General features: G+C 48.3%; 18 protein-coding genes. 9 read left to right on the top strand and 9 right to left on the bottom strand.

Annotation, left to right across the window (positions count from 1 at the left end; all coding sequences use genetic code 11):
* The first annotated feature begins 161 nt into the window (after positions 1–161).
* Positions 162–1,331, top strand: a complete 1,170-nt coding sequence (locus H6H02_RS03605) for an IscS subfamily cysteine desulfurase (RefSeq protein ID WP_190814870.1) — start codon at positions 162–164, stop codon at positions 1,329–1,331.
* A 4-nt stretch (positions 1,332–1,335) separates the two neighbouring features.
* On the opposite strand, the gene H6H02_RS27515 is transcribed toward H6H02_RS03605, so the two are convergent.
* Positions 1,336–1,461 (bottom strand): hypothetical protein, encoded by a 126-nt coding sequence (locus H6H02_RS27515; protein WP_277922508.1) that lies wholly within the window; start codon positions 1,459–1,461, stop codon positions 1,336–1,338.
* A 506-nt stretch (positions 1,462–1,967) separates the two neighbouring features.
* Here H6H02_RS27515 and H6H02_RS03610 point away from each other — a divergent pair.
* Both H6H02_RS03610 and H6H02_RS03615 read left to right on the top strand, forming a co-directional pair.
* Positions 1,968–4,214, top strand: coding sequence for an Rne/Rng family ribonuclease (locus H6H02_RS03610; protein ID WP_190814720.1), 2,247 nt, complete (start codon positions 1,968–1,970; stop codon positions 4,212–4,214).
* A 234-nt stretch (positions 4,215–4,448) separates the two neighbouring features.
* The gene (locus H6H02_RS03615) at positions 4,449–5,048 is read left to right on the top strand and encodes a ribonuclease HII (RefSeq protein ID WP_199328975.1); all 600 of its coding nucleotides are present in this window, start codon (positions 4,449–4,451) and stop codon (positions 5,046–5,048) included.
* Positions 5,049–5,181: 133 nt separating this feature from the next.
* Here H6H02_RS03615 and H6H02_RS03620 read toward each other — a convergent pair whose 3' ends face one another.
* Entirely contained in the window at positions 5,182–5,763 is a 582-nt protein-coding gene (locus H6H02_RS03620; RefSeq protein WP_190814722.1) for a DUF1997 domain-containing protein, read from the bottom strand.
* 319 nt (positions 5,764–6,082) lie between these two features.
* Between H6H02_RS03620 and pheA the strand changes: the two genes are divergently transcribed.
* On the top strand, positions 6,083–6,928 hold the full coding sequence (gene pheA, locus H6H02_RS03625) for a prephenate dehydratase (RefSeq protein WP_190814724.1): 846 nt from the start codon (positions 6,083–6,085) through the stop codon (positions 6,926–6,928).
* A 71-nt stretch (positions 6,929–6,999) separates the two neighbouring features.
* On the top strand, positions 7,000–8,400 hold the full coding sequence (locus H6H02_RS03630) for a hypothetical protein (RefSeq protein ID WP_190814726.1): 1,401 nt from the start codon (positions 7,000–7,002) through the stop codon (positions 8,398–8,400).
* A gap of 111 nt (positions 8,401–8,511) precedes the next feature.
* Here the strand turns inward: H6H02_RS03630 and H6H02_RS03635 are convergent, their stop codons facing one another.
* From H6H02_RS03635 to H6H02_RS03665, 7 genes are all read right to left on the bottom strand, one after another.
* Positions 8,512–9,153, bottom strand: a complete 642-nt coding sequence (locus tag H6H02_RS03635; RefSeq protein ID WP_190415401.1) for an LON peptidase substrate-binding domain-containing protein — start codon at positions 9,151–9,153, stop codon at positions 8,512–8,514.
* A gap of 133 nt (positions 9,154–9,286) precedes the next feature.
* Positions 9,287–9,604 (bottom strand): 30S ribosomal protein S10, encoded by a 318-nt coding sequence (rpsJ, locus tag H6H02_RS03640; protein WP_190415403.1) that lies wholly within the window; start codon positions 9,602–9,604, stop codon positions 9,287–9,289.
* A 173-nt stretch (positions 9,605–9,777) separates the two neighbouring features.
* The gene (gene tuf / locus H6H02_RS03645) at positions 9,778–11,007 is read right to left on the bottom strand and encodes an elongation factor Tu (RefSeq protein ID WP_190814727.1); all 1,230 of its coding nucleotides are present in this window, start codon (positions 11,005–11,007) and stop codon (positions 9,778–9,780) included.
* 99 nt (positions 11,008–11,106) lie between these two features.
* Positions 11,107–13,182 carry an elongation factor G gene (gene fusA / locus H6H02_RS03650; RefSeq protein ID WP_190814729.1) on the bottom strand — a complete coding sequence of 692 codons (2,076 nt, stop codon included), beginning with the start codon at positions 13,180–13,182 and terminating at the stop codon, positions 11,107–11,109.
* A 141-nt stretch (positions 13,183–13,323) separates the two neighbouring features.
* Positions 13,324–13,794: a 30S ribosomal protein S7 gene (gene rpsG / locus H6H02_RS03655; RefSeq protein WP_190814731.1), complete on the bottom strand. Its 471-nt coding sequence runs from the start codon at positions 13,792–13,794 to the stop codon at positions 13,324–13,326.
* 567 nt (positions 13,795–14,361) lie between these two features.
* A complete protein-coding gene (rpsL, locus tag H6H02_RS03660) occupies positions 14,362–14,742 on the bottom strand; it encodes a 30S ribosomal protein S12 (protein WP_190690283.1) in 381 nt (126 codons plus the stop codon).
* A 100-nt stretch (positions 14,743–14,842) separates the two neighbouring features.
* Positions 14,843–15,223, bottom strand: a complete 381-nt coding sequence (locus tag H6H02_RS03665; protein WP_190814874.1) for an iron-sulfur cluster assembly accessory protein — start codon at positions 15,221–15,223, stop codon at positions 14,843–14,845.
* Positions 15,224–15,512: 289 nt separating this feature from the next.
* Between H6H02_RS03665 and H6H02_RS03670 the strand changes: the two genes are divergently transcribed.
* The 4 genes from H6H02_RS03670 (at position 15,513) to H6H02_RS03685 (ending at position 18,980) form a co-directional block, all read left to right on the top strand.
* Positions 15,513–15,959 (top strand): CAAD domain-containing protein, encoded by a 447-nt coding sequence (locus H6H02_RS03670; protein WP_190814733.1) that lies wholly within the window; start codon positions 15,513–15,515, stop codon positions 15,957–15,959.
* A gap of 102 nt (positions 15,960–16,061) precedes the next feature.
* Complete coding sequence (gene folK, locus H6H02_RS03675) at positions 16,062–16,583, top strand: 2-amino-4-hydroxy-6-hydroxymethyldihydropteridine diphosphokinase (protein WP_190814735.1); 522 nt, start codon at positions 16,062–16,064, stop codon at positions 16,581–16,583.
* A gap of 6 nt (positions 16,584–16,589) precedes the next feature.
* Positions 16,590–17,138, top strand: coding sequence for an NUDIX hydrolase (locus tag H6H02_RS03680; RefSeq protein WP_190814738.1), 549 nt, complete (start codon positions 16,590–16,592; stop codon positions 17,136–17,138).
* A gap of 390 nt (positions 17,139–17,528) precedes the next feature.
* Complete coding sequence (locus tag H6H02_RS03685; RefSeq protein WP_190814740.1) at positions 17,529–18,980, top strand: deoxyribodipyrimidine photo-lyase; 1,452 nt, start codon at positions 17,529–17,531, stop codon at positions 18,978–18,980.
* Positions 18,981–18,993 lie beyond the last annotated feature (13 nt).

The raw sequence follows: 18,993 nt of genomic DNA on the forward strand, positions 1-18,993 counted from the left end.
GCCTAAAACATTCACCATTTTTCTTGCAGCTTTTCTAGATTCCGGATAGTCAGACTCATGGGAACCCTCTTCTGCACCGCTCTGAGGCGATGGCTATCGTATCCTCAATTGCTGAACCGACAATTTGCCAAAATGGGATTGTGAACCATTCCCCGAAACAATTGACTCAGCGCCCTATTTATCTCGATTGCCACGCAACGACACCTCTTGATGAGCGGGTGTTAGCAGCAATGCTGCCTTACTTTACCGAGCATTTTGGCAACCCTGCCAGTATTACCCATGTCTACGGCTGGGAAGCGGAAGCTGCTGTTAAACAAGCAAGAGCAATTTTGGCAGACGCGATCAATGCCACACCGGAAGAAATTGCCTTTACTAGCGGTGCGACAGAGGCGAATAATTTAGCCATTAAGGGTGTCGCGGAAGCTTATTTTCAGAAAGGACGCCACATTATTACCGTAGAGACGGAACATAATGCGGTTCTCGATCCTTGTGATTATTTGCGATCGCTTGGTTTCGAGGTGACTTTCCTCCCAGTCCAAAGCGATGGACTTATTGATTTAACCCAGTTACAGAAAGCGATTCGTCCGGACACGATTTTAGTTTCGGTGATGGCGGCGAACAACGAAATTGGAGTGATACAGCCGTTAGCAGAAATTGGGGCAATTTGTCGCCAGCATCAGGTACTTTTCCATACGGATGCAGCGCAAGCAATTGCCAAAATTCCCCTAGATGTAGCGGCGATGAACATCGGTCTGATGTCAATGACTGCCCATAAAGTCTATGGCCCTAAAGGAATCGGCGCTCTTTACGTCCGACGCCGCAACCCTAGAGTCCAAATGGCACCCCAAATGCATGGAGGCGGACATGAGCGGGGGATGCGCTCTGGTACTCTTTATACACCGCAAATTGTTGGGTTTGCCAAGGCAGTAGAACTCGGACTCACGGAACTGGAATCGCAGACGCAAAGCCTCACCGAGTTGCGGGAACGCTTGTGGAAGCAACTAAGCGGTTTGACAGGGATTCATTTAAATGGGCATCCCACCCAGCGACTATCAGGAAACCTTAATATCAGTGTCGAGGGTGTAGATGGTGCGGCGCTCTTACTAGGATTGCAACCAGTGGTAGCAGTGTCTTCTGGATCGGCTTGTACCTCTGTCAAAGTGTCTCCCTCTCACGTCCTGACGGCGCTGGGACGCTCGGAACTGCTGGCTTATGCGTCGGTGCGATTTGGGATTGGACGGCAGAATACAGCGGAGGAGATCGATCGAGTAGCACAGCACGCGATCGCTACCATTTCTAGCTTGCGGAAGCAAGCTTCGATTGTCGGTTAGCAATCTAATTGTGCAAGCTTAGGCTGACAATGTTCTCGCTAACGCCATTGCCAATATAAGTTACGTCCGATCGGAGTAACAGCGCGATATAATACATCACAATAGAAGCAATTGCGGATCGAGGCTCCATCGGGTTGCCCCTCGTGTGAACCTGTCATGGTGGCGCTCGCGCAGCTAGCTTTTCTTTGAGACTTTCTGTTCATTCTTGGCAAAGTCCAGCGTTCAGCCTTTTTGAAAAAGGATGGCACTGGCAACTTAAATTCATCGGGGAAGAGTTGACCCAGCTTGTCGGTTACTGATTCCAGTGACTATGGGCGATCGCACCTTTATTCTCTCTAGGTAGGGGCGGGTTTAGAATCTATCCCTGCTGTCATTGAACCAGAAGGTAAAACAAAACCGGCCCGTACAGAGTTGTTTCTGGCTGACACTGTTATTTTTTTTGAGCAAAAGTGAGAGTCACCTCGAAAGGATGAAGGATGTAGGGCGTAGACCGAAGGTCTTCTCGAAGAGCAGCCCTTCGTTGTACCCCGAAGGGTACGGAAGGATAAATGTATACATTCCATTCCGCCTTCTGCCAGTGAGCAACTTCCGCCTGTCTGTTGTGCCTAAGCTTGCTGCAAATTTTGAGGAAATTGAATGCCAAAGCAAATTATCATCGCAGAGCAGCATCGAATCGCTGCCGTATTTTGGGAAGATCAAATTCAAGAACTCGTCGTTGCGACTGGCAACCATCAAGTTGGAGACATTTATCTTGGTGTTGTCGAAAATGTCTTACCTGGGATAGATGCCGCCTTTGTGAACATTGGAGATACAGAGCGCAATGGCTTTATTCATGTTACAGACTTAGGGCCGTTGCGGCTAAAACGCTCTGCCGGTGCGATTACCGAACTGCTGACACCCCAGCAGAAAGTCTTAGTACAAGTAATGAAAGAGCCGACGGGCAACAAAGGACCCCGGCTTACCGGAAACGTCAGCTTACCCGGACGCTATGTAGTGTTGATGCCCTTCGGACGGGGGGTGAGTCTCTCGCGACAAATTAAGAGTGAGAGCGAACGCAACCGGCTGAGAGCTTTAGCAGTTTTAATTAAACCCGCAGGCATGGGGCTGATCGTGCGGACAGAAGCGGAAGGACGGTCGGAAGAAGCTATCATTGAAGATTTGGAGTCCCTGCAAAAACAGTGGGAGGCAATTCAGCAAGAGGTAAACTCCACCAGGGCACCGGCACTATTGAATCGGGACGATGATTTTATTCAGCGCGTCCTGCGAGATATGTACAGTGCGGAAGTCAATCGCATCGTGGTAGATTCCCACACGGGAGTCAAACGAGTCAAGCAATACTTACTGAGCTGGAGCGGAGGGCGATCGCCTGAAGGGGTTTTGATCGACCATCACCGCGAGCGTCTGCCGATTTTAGAATACTTCCGCGTCAATGCCGCCATTCGAGAAGCCCTGAAGCCAAGAGTGGATCTTCCTTCTGGTGGCTACATTATTATTCAGCCGACGGAAGCCTTGACAGTCATCGATGTTAACTCCGGTTCCTTTACCCGCTCCGCAACAGCCCGCGAGACCGTCCTCTGGACAAACAGCGAGGCAGCCACGGAAATTGCCCGCCAACTGCGGCTTCGGAATATCGCCGGTGTCATTATTGTTGACTTTATTGACATGGATCAGCGGCGAGACCAGCTGCAAGTGCTGGAACACTTTAACAAAGCACTGAAAGTCGATAAAGCAAGACCGCAGATTGCTCAACTCTCAGAACTCGGCTTAGTAGAACTGACCCGCAAGCGTCAAGGTCAAAATATTTACGAATTGTTTAGTCAGGCGTGCCCGACCTGCGGCGGCTTGGGACATCAGGTTCGCCTACCCGGTGAGCCTGCCCGAAATAGCGGGGAAATTGCTGAGCATTCTGTGCCAGTGCCTGTAAGGGAAGTCCGGACGGCACCTTATCGAACCGAACGAAACGAACTAGGCGTCCGGGAAATTCCTCTCCCAGATATCCGTGAAAGTCGCATTGAAAGTCGTAGTGAAGCCTTAGATCTAGCGGTTGATGAGGATGATGACGATGCAATGGATTTGATGCATCATCCCAGTTATCAGGAACGGGGAGGAGTCAATAACAATAATCGCCGTCGTCGTCGCCGCCGTGTCGGTGAACCTCCCCTCAGAGAGGAAGTGACTAAAAATCCCGTTCGAGTCTCGACTTCCCCCCCACTGGTGAACCATTTCAGACAGAGTCCAGTGGCGGAACCCGAAGTATCTAGAGACACCGAGACATTTACAGCCTCGCCATTGCCCGTTTTACCCACTGTGGAAGAAGGTCGTCGAGGGTCAAGACCAGAGCGACCTAAGCCTTCCAGGCAGGAAGTGGAACCGCCGGAGATTGTTTCAATTGAAATGACACCAGAGCAACAAGATATCTATGCTTTGATGGGAATTTCTCCGTTGGTACTTTTGAATCGGCAGGTCAAAAATCCTAAATCAGCGATTGTCTCCGTCACTTTACCCGGAGAGTCTGCCCAAACTGCACCATCTGTAGAGTCAAGCAGAGAAGCTCTTAGCGTCATCGATAAGGATATTCCCGGCGTCGAGTCGGCGCTTGACGAGAAATTCTCTTACATATCCTCCGCCTACGAGGAAGATGAGCTAAGAGATGGGGGAGATGAGACTGAAGCAACGGACGAGGAACCACAAATTCAGTGGGAAACGCCTGAGGTACCGGAAGACCCCAGAGAAGAAAACACTAGCCAACAAGACACCAGGATAGAAGAAACTGTGGAGATGGAGAGCGCTTCCGCTGCCTCTTCCAGTGAAGCTGAGAGTAGTCCCGCGATCAATCGGCGGCGTCGTCGTCGGTCTTCTGCAACAGATTCTTCTGAAGGATGAAGGGTGTTAGCGAAGCGGCGCTTTCTTCGCAGGATGATGAATGAAACCAGAAAGGATGAAACCAGAAAGCTCGTTGGGATTTACCTAAAAATTTAATCTTGTCATCCTGTTATGATTCATCCTTCATTCTTCAGAAGCTAAATTCTCAAGGAGTCAAAGATCGTGTCGCCGGAAGTGCAAAATGCCCCCGCCGTCGTTAAGCGAATCCGTAAACCAAATTTTAACTTAGCGGATTTGCCAGAGTTAGCTGGCGACTGGGAACAGGTTGCCGGTGTGGATGAAGTGGGGCGCGGGGCTTTATTTGGTCCGGTGGTGGCGGCGGCTGTAATTTTACCGAAGTCTGCTTTTGAGGAACTTGCAGCCGCTGGGGTTAGAGATAGCAAACAGCTGTCTAGCTATCGACGCAGCAAACTGGCAGAACAGATTCAAGCGATCGCGCTTGACTGGAAAATCGGCTATGCCAACAATAAGGAAATTGACCAGATCAACATCTTGCAGGCGTCGTTGTTGGCAATGAAGCGGGCTGTCACTAAGCTAAAGGTGCAGCCGCAGATGTGTCTGGTTGATGGCAAGTGGTTGCTGCCAGAGCTGTCGATACCGCAACAAAGTCTTGTGAAGGGTGATGAGCGATCGCTGGTAATTGCTGCTGCCAGTATTGTTGCTAAAGTGTGGCGCGACGACCTAATCATGCGTTTTGCCACCAAGTATCCTGCCTATCATTTAGCGACAAATAAAGGTTACGGTACTGCTCAGCATCTATTGGCGCTACAACAATACGGCCCTTCAAGTTTACATCGAATGTCTTTTAGTCCTTGCCGGGTAGGGAATCAATAAAAAGAATTTACTGATGTTTTAATTCATTGCCAAATTAGGTTTGGAGTATGGCAGCGTCATGCCCTACAGAATGTGGATGGGTGTAATTTTTTTAATCCAAATTCTGTAGGCGAATAAACTCGCTTTAACAATTTTAAAATTCAAAACTTTCCGAAGGCTTATTGCTAATCGCAGGGAGCTGATGATGAGTAGCACTTGCCCACCGACGATAGTCTAAAAGCAGCTGATGCATCAATCGTTGTTTGATAGTTAGCAGTACGCTTTTGAGCAGAGCATTTCCAGTCGCTTCTAGAAACGGCTTAGGCGTAAACAAAAAAGGTGGTGGCAACTCAACTTTTACTTCTAAATCTGCTTTTCCTTTGAGATGAGTTGTTCCATTAAACTGGCATGGAGAAAGCTTACCAATTAAATTGAGCGCAAAGCGTTGGTTAATATATTCAACACCGCGAAGTTCGCACTTGGTGGATGTTAAATGAACCGTTCCATCCGACTCTGCCCATACTCTTAAATCCACAATCGGTTGAATGCTCAGCGTCATAAAGCTTAAGGGGCGCATTTTCAAGCGAAAAAGCTCGTCGCTGAGTTGTTCAATCCGGGTTGGATCGACCAGAGCCTGTACAAGACGTTGGGGCTGACGCAAATAATGCTGAATGGGAACTGGTTGTTCCGGAACAGCAATTTGAACAGATTGGGAGGCAACAAATTGAGTTTGCATGAGAGGATGGTAACAGAATGTAATTCTGTACGCTGGATTAAATTAATTTTACTTTACAGTTCTTAAAAAAGCAGACGGAATTTTTTCTGAAGCTAAAACCCGTTTTAGTCAACAATGCATCAACTAAAGCATTCTGTAATTATAAAAATTTATGAAGCAGGTCTCCTCTTTCTGAGGCATAAGAAATAGACACTGGGATAGGGCGTAAAGTAGCTCCACTCTATCCCTTGCGAGGGACAGGCTTGTTGGCACCGGCTTTCTGAGAAAGGTTAAAAAGGTGTCAGAATGACTATCACGGAAAAATAAAGGGCTAGCTTTAATGGTCGTATCCGTTGCACACTTAGGACCTCCTGGCACTTACGCAGAAGCCGCTGCTTTGGCTTATGTTAGCTGGCTAACCCAGATGGGAAAGGAAGCGTTGTTATGTCCCTATCCCAGCATTGCTCAGACGCTCCGAGCCGCAGCACAGGGACAAGTGGATCTAGCTGTGGTGCCGGTAGAAAATTCGGTTGAGGGCAGTGTTACGACAACGTTGGATACCCTGTGGCAGTTGGATACGCTGCAAATTCAACAAGCTTTGGTACTGCCAATTTCTCATGCTCTGATGTCACGAGCACCGAATTTAGAGGCAATTCAGACAGTTTATTCTCACCCACAGGCTTTGGCTCAGTGTCAGGGGTGGCTGGAGCGGTTTCTGCCGCAGGTGCAGCTGGTGCCAACAAATGCAACAACAGAGGGGCTACAGTATCTGGATGAGGACAAAACAGCGGGGGCGATCGCTTCCTCTAGAGCCGCTCAACTCTACAATCTACCGATTTTGGTTTGCCCAATTAATGATTATGTGGACAACTACACGCGATTCTGGGTGCTGAGTTTACAACCCGCTACCGGCGGCAATTGTACTTCTCTGGCGTTCAGCGTTCCTGCCAATGTACCTGGGGCACTCGCCAAACCGCTACAAGTGTTTGCCAGTCGCGACATTAACCTGAGTCGAATTGAATCTCGCCCGACGAAACGGAGTCTAGGCGACTATCTGTTCTTTGTTGACTTGGAAGCGAACACTACAGAGGTATCGGTTCAATCCGCCTTAGAAGAATTATCCACTTATACTGAAAAGCTCAAAATCTTTGGTAGCTATTCAATTCTGCCTGTAGGGAAACTCTAGCTTTGGGACTGTAGTCTTTAAAACTCAAACCAGACGCCATATCGAGCGTCTCTACAAAATCCCAAACTTTTATGTTTCAATCTGCTCAAGGCATTCCCGGATTGCCCGATTTAACGCATCCGGCTGAGCTAATGAAATTTGGGGGGCAGGTGCTCAGTACCTTCCTCATCATCGTCTTCCTGGTTGGCGCGTTGGGAATTGCGATCGCGCTACTAAGTTTCTCTCTGCGCCGAGATCAACCAGAGCAAGCGATTTTCATGGGTGAGTGGGTTGTTCGCTATTCCCGATTGCTGCGAAGTTTACCCCACGCTGCCTTAGTTTTAATTCTCATGGTGGGAGGTTTTTTTCTTAGCTCAACTTTAGGCAATCGCTACCACCACTGGGAGCAAGCACGAGTCGCTCAGGTAGCTGCCAGCGTTGCCGGTGATAGGCTAGAGCAACCCGCACCCCAAGTGCGCTACATCCTCAAAGAGCCTTACACTTATACCACTCAAGTTGAAGGCAAAATCGTCAAAGTCAACGATACGCGGGAAGTCAGCCGTTTGCTAACCCTGAGCGAATCGCAAGTTCAGGTAAAAATTGACCAAAGCACAGATGCCCAAGATCGTCGCGCAGTTTATCGCGTTGACTACAGTGCCGATTATAAAGTTACCAATCCGCTGACTGATGTTAGCAATTTTTTCTTTGAAGTTCCGCCGCCTGCCGGTTATTCACTGCTGCAAAGCTATAAGGTAGAGCGGGACGGGACTCGGCTTCAGCAAGCCAATCCCGGTGACTATGGTTTTCCATTCCGTCTCGAACCTGGACAAACAGCTAGTTTTAAAGTCACCTATAAAGCTCAAGGCGGGCCGCGCTGGGTTTATAGTGCAACTGGGCAATTACTCTCCAATTTCCGCCTCACCGCGCTGGCTAACTTCCCTGGAGCGGATTTTGCTAGTGGGATTATCCCCACAGAAAGTAAGGTTGAGGGACAGGGCACCCGATTCACCTGGGTATTTGACGACAACGTTTCAGTCCAAAATCCCTTTGGTGTCTTTACTTCGACTGGCCCAATTCGCAATACCGGCATCCTTCCCCGGTTGCTGTTACTTGCACCAGCCGTATTCTTGTGGTGGATATTATTGCTTTATCTATCGCTACCGATGAGTCTAAAAAATGTAGCGATCGCTGGCGGAATTTTCTTTGCTTGTCTGCTAACTTTAACCTATCTCAGTCGCCTGATTGATGTCAAACTGGCTTGGACTCTCATCTCTATTGTCTTGCTAGCCTTAGCGTGGGGCTTAGGGTCAAACCGCCGTGCTTCTCTTGCCGCTGTCATTTGCACGATTGCTGGTGCAGTTTTGCCAGTCTTAGGATTAGTCGTTCCTTACACTGGACTCACTCTCAGCGTAGCCGCTCTCTTAGGCGCTGTCTGGCTTGCAGTTCGTCACTGGTATGGCTTGTATGACTTGCGACCAGATGCTCGTGTTTAGTCCTTAGTCATTAGTCTTGGACCAGTAGTCATTAGTCTTGAATCAGTGGTTAGTTAGGCCTTTTTGCGCTGAACTAATCATTGAAGACTAATGACTAACAGCCAAGGAAGCTTACTGGAGGGCATCTTTGAGGACGGTACGAGCCGCGAGATGATTGCGCGTAGAAGTGAGAATTTCGGCTTCGCGCTCTAGGCGGGTTGTCGTATCTTGCATTTCCAGAAGGGCTTGCTGTTCAGATGCCACCCCGTAAAGATTACTGGCAACCCAGTAAGATAATTCTCTGGGAAGGGTCGGCAAGTCTTCTGGTAGCTCCATGTCTTGGTCGGTCAACTTGGATGAGAGACGCACCACATCTCTGAGCAGTTGTTCAACCTCAGAAGCTAAAGTTCTGAGGTCTTTTTCTGGTGGATGGTCTTCAATCCATTCCACCAAACCGACGCGATAAGGTTTTTCTCGGACGTACTCTAAGACCCTAAACCGCTGCTGTCCCAAAGTCAAGATTTTCATACGGTCATCGGGAAGACGCTGGAAGTGGATAATTTCAGCGCAGCATCCCACGGCGGCTGGTTTACTTTGAACTGGGTCCCACATCAAAACCCCAAAACGGCGATCGCTCTCCAGAATCGTGTTCATCATGATTCGGTAGCGAAATTCAAAAATATGTAGCGGTAAAGGTCTCCCTGGAAATAGCACCACTTCGGGCAGTGGAAACAGGGGGAGTTCTCGAACTGCGATTGAGGAAGAGGATGCCATTGTCCCTATAGTTGCGGTAAGTTGCGATTCTTTACTTACTTTAACCGATCTCTTTCCTAGAATCCCAACGACGAAGCCCTTTAGAAGTGTCTCTAAAGGGCTTCATCAAATGCAAACTCCCAAGAGTGTGTATTTAAAGTTTGACTTCAATATCGACGCCTGCTGGCAAATCCAGTTTCATCAAAGCGTCAATTGTTTTGGAGGTGGGCTGATAAATGTCAATAATGCGGCGGTGAGTCCTAGTTTCAAAGTGTTCCCGCGAATCCTTATCAACGTGAGGAGAGCGCAAAAGACAGTAAATTTTCTTCCGAGTTGGTAAGGGAATAGGGCCAATCGCTGTTGCCTGTGTCCGGTTTGCAGTATCGACAATCTTTTCGCAAGAGGTGTCAAGCAAACGCCGGTCAAAAGCTTTCAAGCGAATGCGAATTTTTTGCTGCTGGATAGTTGCCATTTTTAGTTGTCCAGGTTCTAATTAGGGGTTATTTGTTAGGTTTTAGTTGTTAGGATGACGGCGGTTTTTTTACCGTACACGCACAGCTTCGGAGTTTAGCATCTGATTTCAAGGACACAGATAAGGAGCAGAAAAGCATCTGCTTTCCTGCTCCCCATTTGTTTGTCAAAATCCTATTTCAGGATCTTGGAGACGACGCCAGCACCGATGGTGCGACCGCCTTCACGAATCGCGAAGCGCATCCCTTGCTCAATTGCGATCGCGTTGATCAATTCAACGGTCATTTTGATCCGGTCTCCTGGCATTACCATCTCGGCATTAGAGCCATCATCCGAGGTGAAAGCTCTGATGGTTCCAGTTACGTCGGTTGTCCGCACGTAGAACTGAGGACGATAGCCAGCGAAAAACGGTGTTTTCCGACCGCCTTCCTTTTCCTGAAGGATGTACACTTCAGACTCAAACTGAGTGTGAGGAGTAATTGTACCAGGTTTAGCTAGCACCATACCCCGTTCAATATCTTCCTTCTTCAAACCCCGAAGGAGTACACCGACGTTATCGCCAGCCATCCCTTCTTCCAAGGTCTTCTGGAACATTTCCACGCCAGTTACTGTTGTGCTACGGGTGTCTCGAATTCCCACCAGTTCAACAGTTTCCCCAACTCTGACTTTGCCCCGCTCAATCCGACCAGTCGCAACGGTACCACGACCGGAGATGGAGAATACGTCTTCCACAGCCATCAGGAAGGGCTTATCAATATCCCGCTCTGGAGTAGGAATGTACTCATCTACCTTGCCCATCAAGTCATAGATTTTATCTACCCACTCATTCTCACCGCGTGGAGTCTTGGGATTGGCAGCCATGGCGTTCAATGCTTGAAGCGCCGAGCCTGCGACGATGGGAATATTATCACCATCGAATTCGTAAGAACTTAGCAGTTCCCGGACTTCCAGTTCTACCAGTTCCAACAATTCTTCATCGTCTACCATGTCTTGCTTGTTCAAGAAGACAACTAGCCGGGGAACGCCAACTTGCTTAGCGAGGAGGATGTGTTCCCGCGTCTGAGGCATGGGGCCGTCTGCTGCCGACACCACCAGAATGGCACCATCCATTTGAGCTGCACCCGTGATCATGTTCTTCACATAGTCCGCGTGGCCTGGGCAGTCCACGTGGGCATAGTGGCGAGATTCGGTTTCATACTCAACGTGGGCGGTATTGATGGTAATACCGCGAGCCTTTTCCTCCGGCGCTGCATCAATGTCGGCATAACCCTTTGCTTTCGCCCGACCCATTGCTGCCAGAGTCATCGTAATGGCAGCGGTTAAGGTCGTTTTACCGTGGTCAACGTGACCAATCGTACCGATATTAACGTGGGGTTTATTGCGTTCAAACTTTGCGCGTGCCATGTATTACCTGTTCCTTTTTCCTTTTTCCTTTGCCAGTTGTCAGTTGTCAGTTGTCAGTTGGCTTTTCTACCGACAACTGACCAAAGACTACAGACCAATTTATGTGTTCCCTTTGCTCTTGGCGATGATGGTTTCAGCCACGTTGCGAGGAACTTCTTCGTAATGGCTAAACTCCATTGAGAAGATACCCCGCCCTTGAGTCATCGACCGGATATCCGTCGCATAGCCAAACATCTCTGCAAGTGGAACTTTGGCGGTCACTCTAGTAACGCCTTGTTCCGAGTTCATGCCTTCAATTTGACCGCGACGGGAGTTGAGGTTTCCCATCACATCCCCAAGGAAGTTTTCTGGAGCTTCCACCTCAACTTTCATCATAGGCTCCAACAGCACGGGTGAAGCCTTCATCACAGCTTCTTTAATCGCCATTGATCCTGCGATTTTGAAAGCCATTTCTGAGGAGTCTACCTCGTGGTAAGAGCCATCCACCATCGTTGCCTTGAGGTCAATCACCGGATATCCAGCTACAATACCCGATTCGCAGGCTTCTTTCATCCCTTGCTCTGCTGGGTTAATGTACTCTTTAGGTACTATACCGCCAACAATTTTGGAGACAAACTCGAAACCAGTCCCTGGCTCTCCAGGCTCAACTTGAATCACAACGTGACCGTATTGACCTTTACCACCACTCTGACGGATAAATTTCCCTTCAGCTTTGACAGCTTTGCGAATGGTTTCGCGGTATGCAACTTGCGGCGCACCCACGTTGGCTTCTACCTTGAATTCTCGCAACATCCGATCTACGAGAATCTCTAAGTGCAGTTCGCCCATCCCCGCAATTACTGTCTGGTTGGTTTCTGGGTCAATGTGAACTCGGAACGTCGGATCTTCTTCCGAGAGCGATTGCAGAGCTTTGGAGAGCTTCTCCATATCCTGCTTAGTTTTGGGTTCCACTGCTACGGAGATCACGGGTTCTGGGATAAACAGTGACTCCAGAATCACTGGTGAGTGTTCGTCACAGATGGTATCGCCCGTATAGGTGTCTTTCAGACCCAAAGCTGCACCTAAATCACCAGCCCGCATTTCATCTACTTCGATCCGTTCGTCAGCTTTGAGAACGATCAAGCGGGAGATACGTTCCTTTTTATCCTTGGTTGAGTTAAGGATGTAACTGCCCTTTTTGATTACGCCAGAATATACCCGAATGAACGTTAAGCGTCCATAGGGATCTGCCATAATCTTGAAAGCTAAAGCAGCCGCTGGTTCGTCATCGCTGGCGTGCCTTACCACCTCGGTTCCGTCTGCCAATAGTCCTTGAATGGGGGGAACGTCAATAGGAGCAGGTAGGTAATCTACCACTGCATCCAACAGCAGCTGAACACCCTTGTTTTTAAAGGCAGAACCACACAACAGCGGGACAATTGTGCCAGCAATTGTGCCTTTACGCAACGCCTTCCGAATTTCTAGTTCGGTGAGTTCTTCACCTTCCAGGTACTTTTCCGTCAGAGCATCATCGGTTTCTGCTACCGATTCGATGAGCTTCGTGCGGTACTCTTGGGCTATCTCCTGAAGGTTTGCAGGAATGTCTGTTTCTTCGATTTCTTTTCCTTGGTCGTCTTTGTAGAGGTAGGCTCGCATCCGAACTAGGTCTACAATTCCCTCAAAATCGCTTTCAGCGCCAATAGGAATTTGAATGGGGACAGCATTTGCCCGCATGCGATCGCGTATCTGGTTATAAACTTTGTAAAAATTCGCCCCAGTCCGATCCATTTTGTTAATAAAAGCGATCCGAGGCACCTTATACCGATCCGCCTGTCGCCATACAGTCTCAGATTGAGGCTGCACACCTCCCACCGAGCAGAACACAGCAATCACTCCATCCAACACCCGCATTGAACGTTCTACTTCAATCGTGAAGTCTACGTGACCGGGGGTATCAATGATGTTGATTTGGTGATTCCGCCAGCTCGTGCTAATCGCAGCGGCGGTAATGGTTATACCTCTTTCCCGCTCCTGCTCCATCCAGTCAGTCGTTGCTGTGCCTTCATGGACTTCGCCAATTTTATGAACAATCCCGGAATAGAACAGAATCCGCTCTGTTGTTGTTGTTTTACCCGCATCAATATGTGCGGCAATTCCGATGTTACGTGTTCTCTCTAGCGGGACGGTACGTGCCACAGCTACCTCCTTCATCTGTGCCGCATAGTAATGTGCTATGCGTTCTATCCGTTTAAAATTGTATACTTTATTTAAGATTTTCAGCTTCGTACAGACGCGAGGAAAAGGTCGCAATAACCGATCTCGCGTCTGTCGTAGTGCTTAGTATCGGTAGTGGGCAAATGCCTTATTCGCTTCAGCCATCCGGTGAGTTTCTTCGCGTTTGCGAATCGCATTCCCCGTCTCATTCGCGGCATCTAGCAGCTCATTTGCTAGCTTCCCAGCCATTGTGCGACCTGGGCGAGAACGAGCAAACTGAATCAGCCAACGCAGCGCCAACGCAGTTCCACGGTCAGGGCGGACTTCCATTGGCACCTGATAGGTTGCACCACCCACTCGACGAGCCTTGACTTCCACCAAGGGGGTTGCATTCCGAACTGCTTTCTCAAAAGTCTCTAGAGGATCTGCTCCAATCCGTTCTTCGATGCTTTTTAGGGCATCGTAGATAATTCCAGTGGCAATGGATTTCTTGCCACTATGCATAATCCGCCGCACCATCATACTGACAAGACGGCTGTTATACATCGAATCGGGGGGAACAGGACGCTTTTTAACAACGGTACGACGAGACATACTAAGCCTTCAATGAATAAAATACAGAATTTTTACAGATCCCTCCCAATGTTCGTGCCTGAGATGGGATTTTTTTCAACAAGTCTTTGCGGGTTCTAGAGAGCCGTTTGCTACTAAGGTGGAGATTTCGCCCGACTGTGAAACTCTCCCCTACCTACAGTGAGGTTTCCCCCGACTGCAAGCAATGGCTATCTTCCCTGGTGCAGTAATTTCCCAATTTTTCGTTTTGGGGAACTTAAGCAACCTTCTCCGGATTTGGATACATCCTACTGGATTCGCACACACTCGCTTTAAAAGGTATTTCTACCGCAACGGGTGCTAATCTACGTGTTTACAACATCTCTGATGCGTCTTCCCGCACGGAATCCAGTAAAAACATCTTCTATCCAACTTTACCATTTATACCGAGGGTTCATTGGCATCCTTTGGGAGGCAAATGATGTTTCCGCGCATTTTCTGTGCAATTGGCGCTAGATTCGGGAAGTTTTGAGCAACATTAGCGTTTTGTCTTTTCTGCAAATCGGAAGCCATTGATCTTGACTGTACCGAGGCAGATAAACCCTCCGCTTATTTTGCTGCCTTGGGACGTTTTGTGCCGTACTTAGAACGACCCTGACGGCGATCCTTAACTCCAGCGGTATCTAGGGTTCCGCGAATAATATGATAACGGACTCCGGGCAAGTCCTTAACCCGTCCGCCCCGAATCATCACAACTGAGTGTTCTTGCAAGTTGTGACCAATACCAGGGATATATGCCGTTACTTCAAAACCTGAAGTCAAACGGACTCTTGCCACTTTCCGAAGGGCTGAGTTGGGCTTTTTAGGCGTCGTCGTATACACTCTGGTGCATACTCCGCGACGCTGCGGACAGCTTTTTAGGGCTGGCGACTTGGTTTTCTTTTGGGTACTTAGGCGCTCGTTACGAATGAGCTGCTGGATTGTGGGCATGAGTTACTGGGGTTACTGAATCCTTGCTAGTTCCAAATTGCAGACAAATTCTGAGTGTATCATCTGTCTGGGGTTCTGTCAATTTACTCTGTTTACTCTGTCAGTTTAAAGGATCTGGAGATGAAGCTTCTGGGGTAGCAGAGTTGGCAAGCGGCTCGTTAATAGAGAAAGAGTTACCGCAACCACAGCTTTCTTTCGCGTTGGGATTGTAGAAGCGAAACCCTCCCCCCATAAGATCCTCGGAGTAATCTAAGGTGAGACCATTGAGGTAGGCTAGGCTTTGAGCATCAACTAATACTGCAATGCTATTGCATTCATACAGTCTATCGTCTGGCTTTACGGCTGCATCAAAGCCGAAAGCATAGGAGATGCCAGAACAACCGCCTAATTGTACGGCTAGACGAAAGAATTGAGCGTTGGCGTTTTGACGCTTGGATTGCAAACGCTTAATCTCACTAGCTGCTGCTTGAGTAAGATTGATCGTGGACTGAGTGAGTTTCACAGAGCTTTCATAGAGTGCTGAACCAATGCTACAGGCGGTTACGGTAAAGCTTGTCAATTTTTCAGGTTTTCAGGTAAAAAATTGAGTCATTAGTGTTCCCGCTCGGTAGTTCTGTTACATATACCGCAGGATGCTTGATTTTTATCACTCCAATAGATAAAAACTTGGTAGCGAAGTATGTTTTTCGCTTCTTGATGAGAAAAAGCAGAACGAGAAGAAACACTGCCATAACCAAGGCATCAAGTTGTCGTCATTCCTAAAAGTTGATATGAATCCTGAAACTCCCTCTTCTGAAAGTATGCCTGAATCTGAAAAGTCCTCAGTAGAAGTCAATGTACAAAACGTAGAAGAAACCCCTTCGGAGTTGCAAGTGCCTTCTACTGAAGTCTATAGTGCAAAATTGCAGCAGGTGTGGGCACAAATCGCTAGGTTTTTAGAAAAGATGCCAAGTTATGCGGGCAACTTTTTTTCCTCCTACCAGCGATCGCTCGTTACCCTTGGACTACTCTTAGCAGTGTTAGTCACATTAAGGCTAACAGTGGCTCTGCTGGCGGCGATTCATAGCTTGCCGTTGATAGCGCCAACCCTACAGCTTATTGGCATCGGATATACGGCTTGGTTCGTTTATCGTTACCTACTTACTGCTGAAAGCCGCAAAGAACTCTCTCAAGACTTCCAGACCTTAAAACAGCAAGTTTTGGGCAGAGGAACTTAAGACAGCTAACAGTCTTCATCTTCGATTCGACTGAATTTGTTTAGCCTGTGTAGGCAGGCTAAGTTTTTTTATAGCCGCACCTAAAGGGGTCAGGCTGGAATCATGACATACGCAAAAGCTGCCTTAGCAAAGGGCGGGCAAAGCGCAGTTGCTCTTGGTAGCAACCTCGGCGACTCCCGCGCCACTCTAGAGGCTGCTCTGGAAACGCTGAACCAAACTTCCGGAATTACTCTGCTAGCCCAGTCTAGGTGGTATCAAACGAAGGCTGTAGGGCCACCTCAACCAGATTATTTGAATGGTTGTGCCCTGCTGCACGTCCAGATGAAGCCTCAGCAATTGTTAGAGACGCTGTTGCAAATTGAAGATCGCTTTGGTCGTGTCCGTCAAGAGCGCTGGGCGGCGAGAACACTTGACCTTGATTTATTGCTCTTTGATGACGTCATCCTGGACACTCAGGGCGGAGAGATTCCATCTCTCCAGCTGCCTCACCCTCGGATGAGAGAAAGAGCGTTTGTGCTGGTGCCTTTAGCGGAAATTGCACCAGATTGGATCGATCCAGTTTCCGGATGTGCGATCGCGCAACTCGTTCAGGCTGTAGACTGTTCAGAAGTCCGCCGTTTGTAGTTTCCTATGGTACTGGGTCAAGAACCCCCTGAAGTCCTCAAACAACGCTTGTTCTACCAGGGGCGTAAATTTAATTTTGAAGTCAGCCGTCTGCGCCTCCCGAACCAAGTAGAGGGAGACTGGGAATGCATTCGGCATCCTGGTGGTGCGCTTGCTGTACCTGTAACGTCAGAAGGGAAGTTGATCCTATTGAGGCAGTATCGGTTTGCCGTACAGGGGCGTCTTTTGGAGTTTCCGGCTGGAACGATAGAACCGAATGAAGCTCCAGAGGAGACTATTAAGCGCGAAATTGAAGAAGAAACCGGATATCGCGCTCATAAATGGCAAAACTTAGGTAAATTTTCTCTTGCTCCCGGTTATTCAGATGAATTTATCTACGCTTTTTTAGCGCAAGATTTAGAACGTTTGGAGACACCTCCCAGTCAAGATGTTGACGAAGATATTGAAACGATTTTGATGACTCCCCAAGAATTAGAGCAAGCAATTCTGGCGGGTGAACCAGTAGATGCTAAATCGATTTCTAGTTTTTTCTTGGCTCGTCCTTTTTTACAATAGTTTGTCAAGTTAAAGTCTGCGACTACAAAAAATTAGCCAGTTTAGGATGGCTGATTTTTTGTATTTTAATAGCCAGATATGAGATTATTTCAATCCTCAATTAGGTGCGATACATCAGGAGGGATCTGGCATTGCTATGTCTCTACCGAGCATTAGAACTGCAATATATTCCACCCACCTGAGAAACGCTATATAGCAATCTTGTTTGATTTGGAAGATATCCAGCGGTTCAGATCCCCGTCTTTAAAGAAGCCGGGATCTTGCCTTCAGGAATCATTTAGGATTGCTATAGTCGTTTAGTTTGCAGTCACTCGCGGGAGTGATACACACGGTGTTGTCAGCTTTTAAACTGTCAAACATAAGCAAGTGATTTTAAAAGCAAGGGATTGAATGTCTGACCTGATTTTGTTTTGGCACCGCCGCGATTTACGCCTTTCGGACAATGTAGGATTGGCTGCTGCACGGCAGCAAAGTCCCAAGGTAGTAGGGATTTTCTGCTTAGATCCGAATATTTTGGATAGAGACGATGTGGCACCGGCAAGAGTGACTTATATGATTGGCAGCTTGCAGTCACTCCAAGAACGCTACGCAAAGGCTGGTAGTCAATTGTTGATCCTTCAAGGCAACCCGACTCAAGCAATTCCAGCGTTGGCGGCGGCGCTGAATGCGAAGGCTGTATTCTGGAATTGGGATGTAGAACCGTACTCCAAAGAGCGCGATCGCACTATCAGCGAAGTCCTGAAAGAAAAGGGTATTTTAGTCCAAAATCACTGGGATCAGCTATTACACGCACCAGAGGAGATTCACTCCGGTTCTAATCAGCCGTACACGGTTTATACTCCGTTCTGGAGAAATTGGAGTAATAAACCCAAGGCTAAACCCGCAGCAGAACTCCAGAATGCCGAGGGACTTACCCAAGAAGAACAGCAGAAAGCGCGACAAGCGGGTGCAGGTAAACTGCCTACGGCTAAAGATTTGGGATTTATTTGGGAAAAGGAACTGGTCAGTGCGCCAGGAGAGAAGGCGGCGCAAGAAAAACTGGCAGAATTTTGCGCTCAAGCGATCGCAGAATATAAAGAACAGCGGAATTTTCCAGCAGTTAGCGGCACCTCCCAACTCAGCGCCGCTTTGAAATTTGGTGTAATCGGCATTCGCACCGTTTGGGATGCCACGCTGAAGGTGTTAGAACATAGCCGCAGCGATGAAGAAGACACCCATATCCGCACATGGCAACAAGAACTAGCATGGCGCGAGTTTTATCAACACGCGATGTATTGGTTCCCAGAATTAGCCGAGGGTGCCTTCCGCGAAACGCTCAAAAATTTCCCTTACGACACCAATCCAGAACATTTCCAAGCTTGGTGCGAGGGGAGAACTGGCTACCCAATTGTCGATGCAGCAATGCGCCAGATGAATGAAACAGCCTGGATGCACAATCGCTGTCGGATGATTGTTGCTAGTTTTCTCACTAAAGACTTGCTGATCGATCCCCGGTTAGGGGAAAAATACTTCATGCAAAAGCTTTACGATTGGGATCTTTCTGCGAATAATGGCGGCTGGCAGTGGAGTGCTTCTAGCGGGATGGACCCCAAGCCAGTCCGAATTTTTAACCCAGCTTCTCAATCGCAGAAATTCGATCCAGACGGGGAATATATCCGGAAATGGGTGCCAGAACTCAGGTCTGTAAATACAGAATATCTCGTCAGTGGGAAGATACCGGCGAATGAACGCGATCGCTGTAATTATCCCGCCCCGATTGTGGAACACCAGCTACAGCAGCGTCTGTTTAAACAGCGCTACCAGCAGCAAAAAGAAGCACTAGGGGCTAAAGAGAAAGAGTAAGAGTCGGGTGGAC

The sequence above is a fragment of the Coleofasciculus sp. FACHB-1120 genome (genome assembly GCF_014698845.1).
GTDB lineage: Bacteria > Cyanobacteriota > Cyanobacteriia > Cyanobacteriales > FACHB-T130 > FACHB-T130.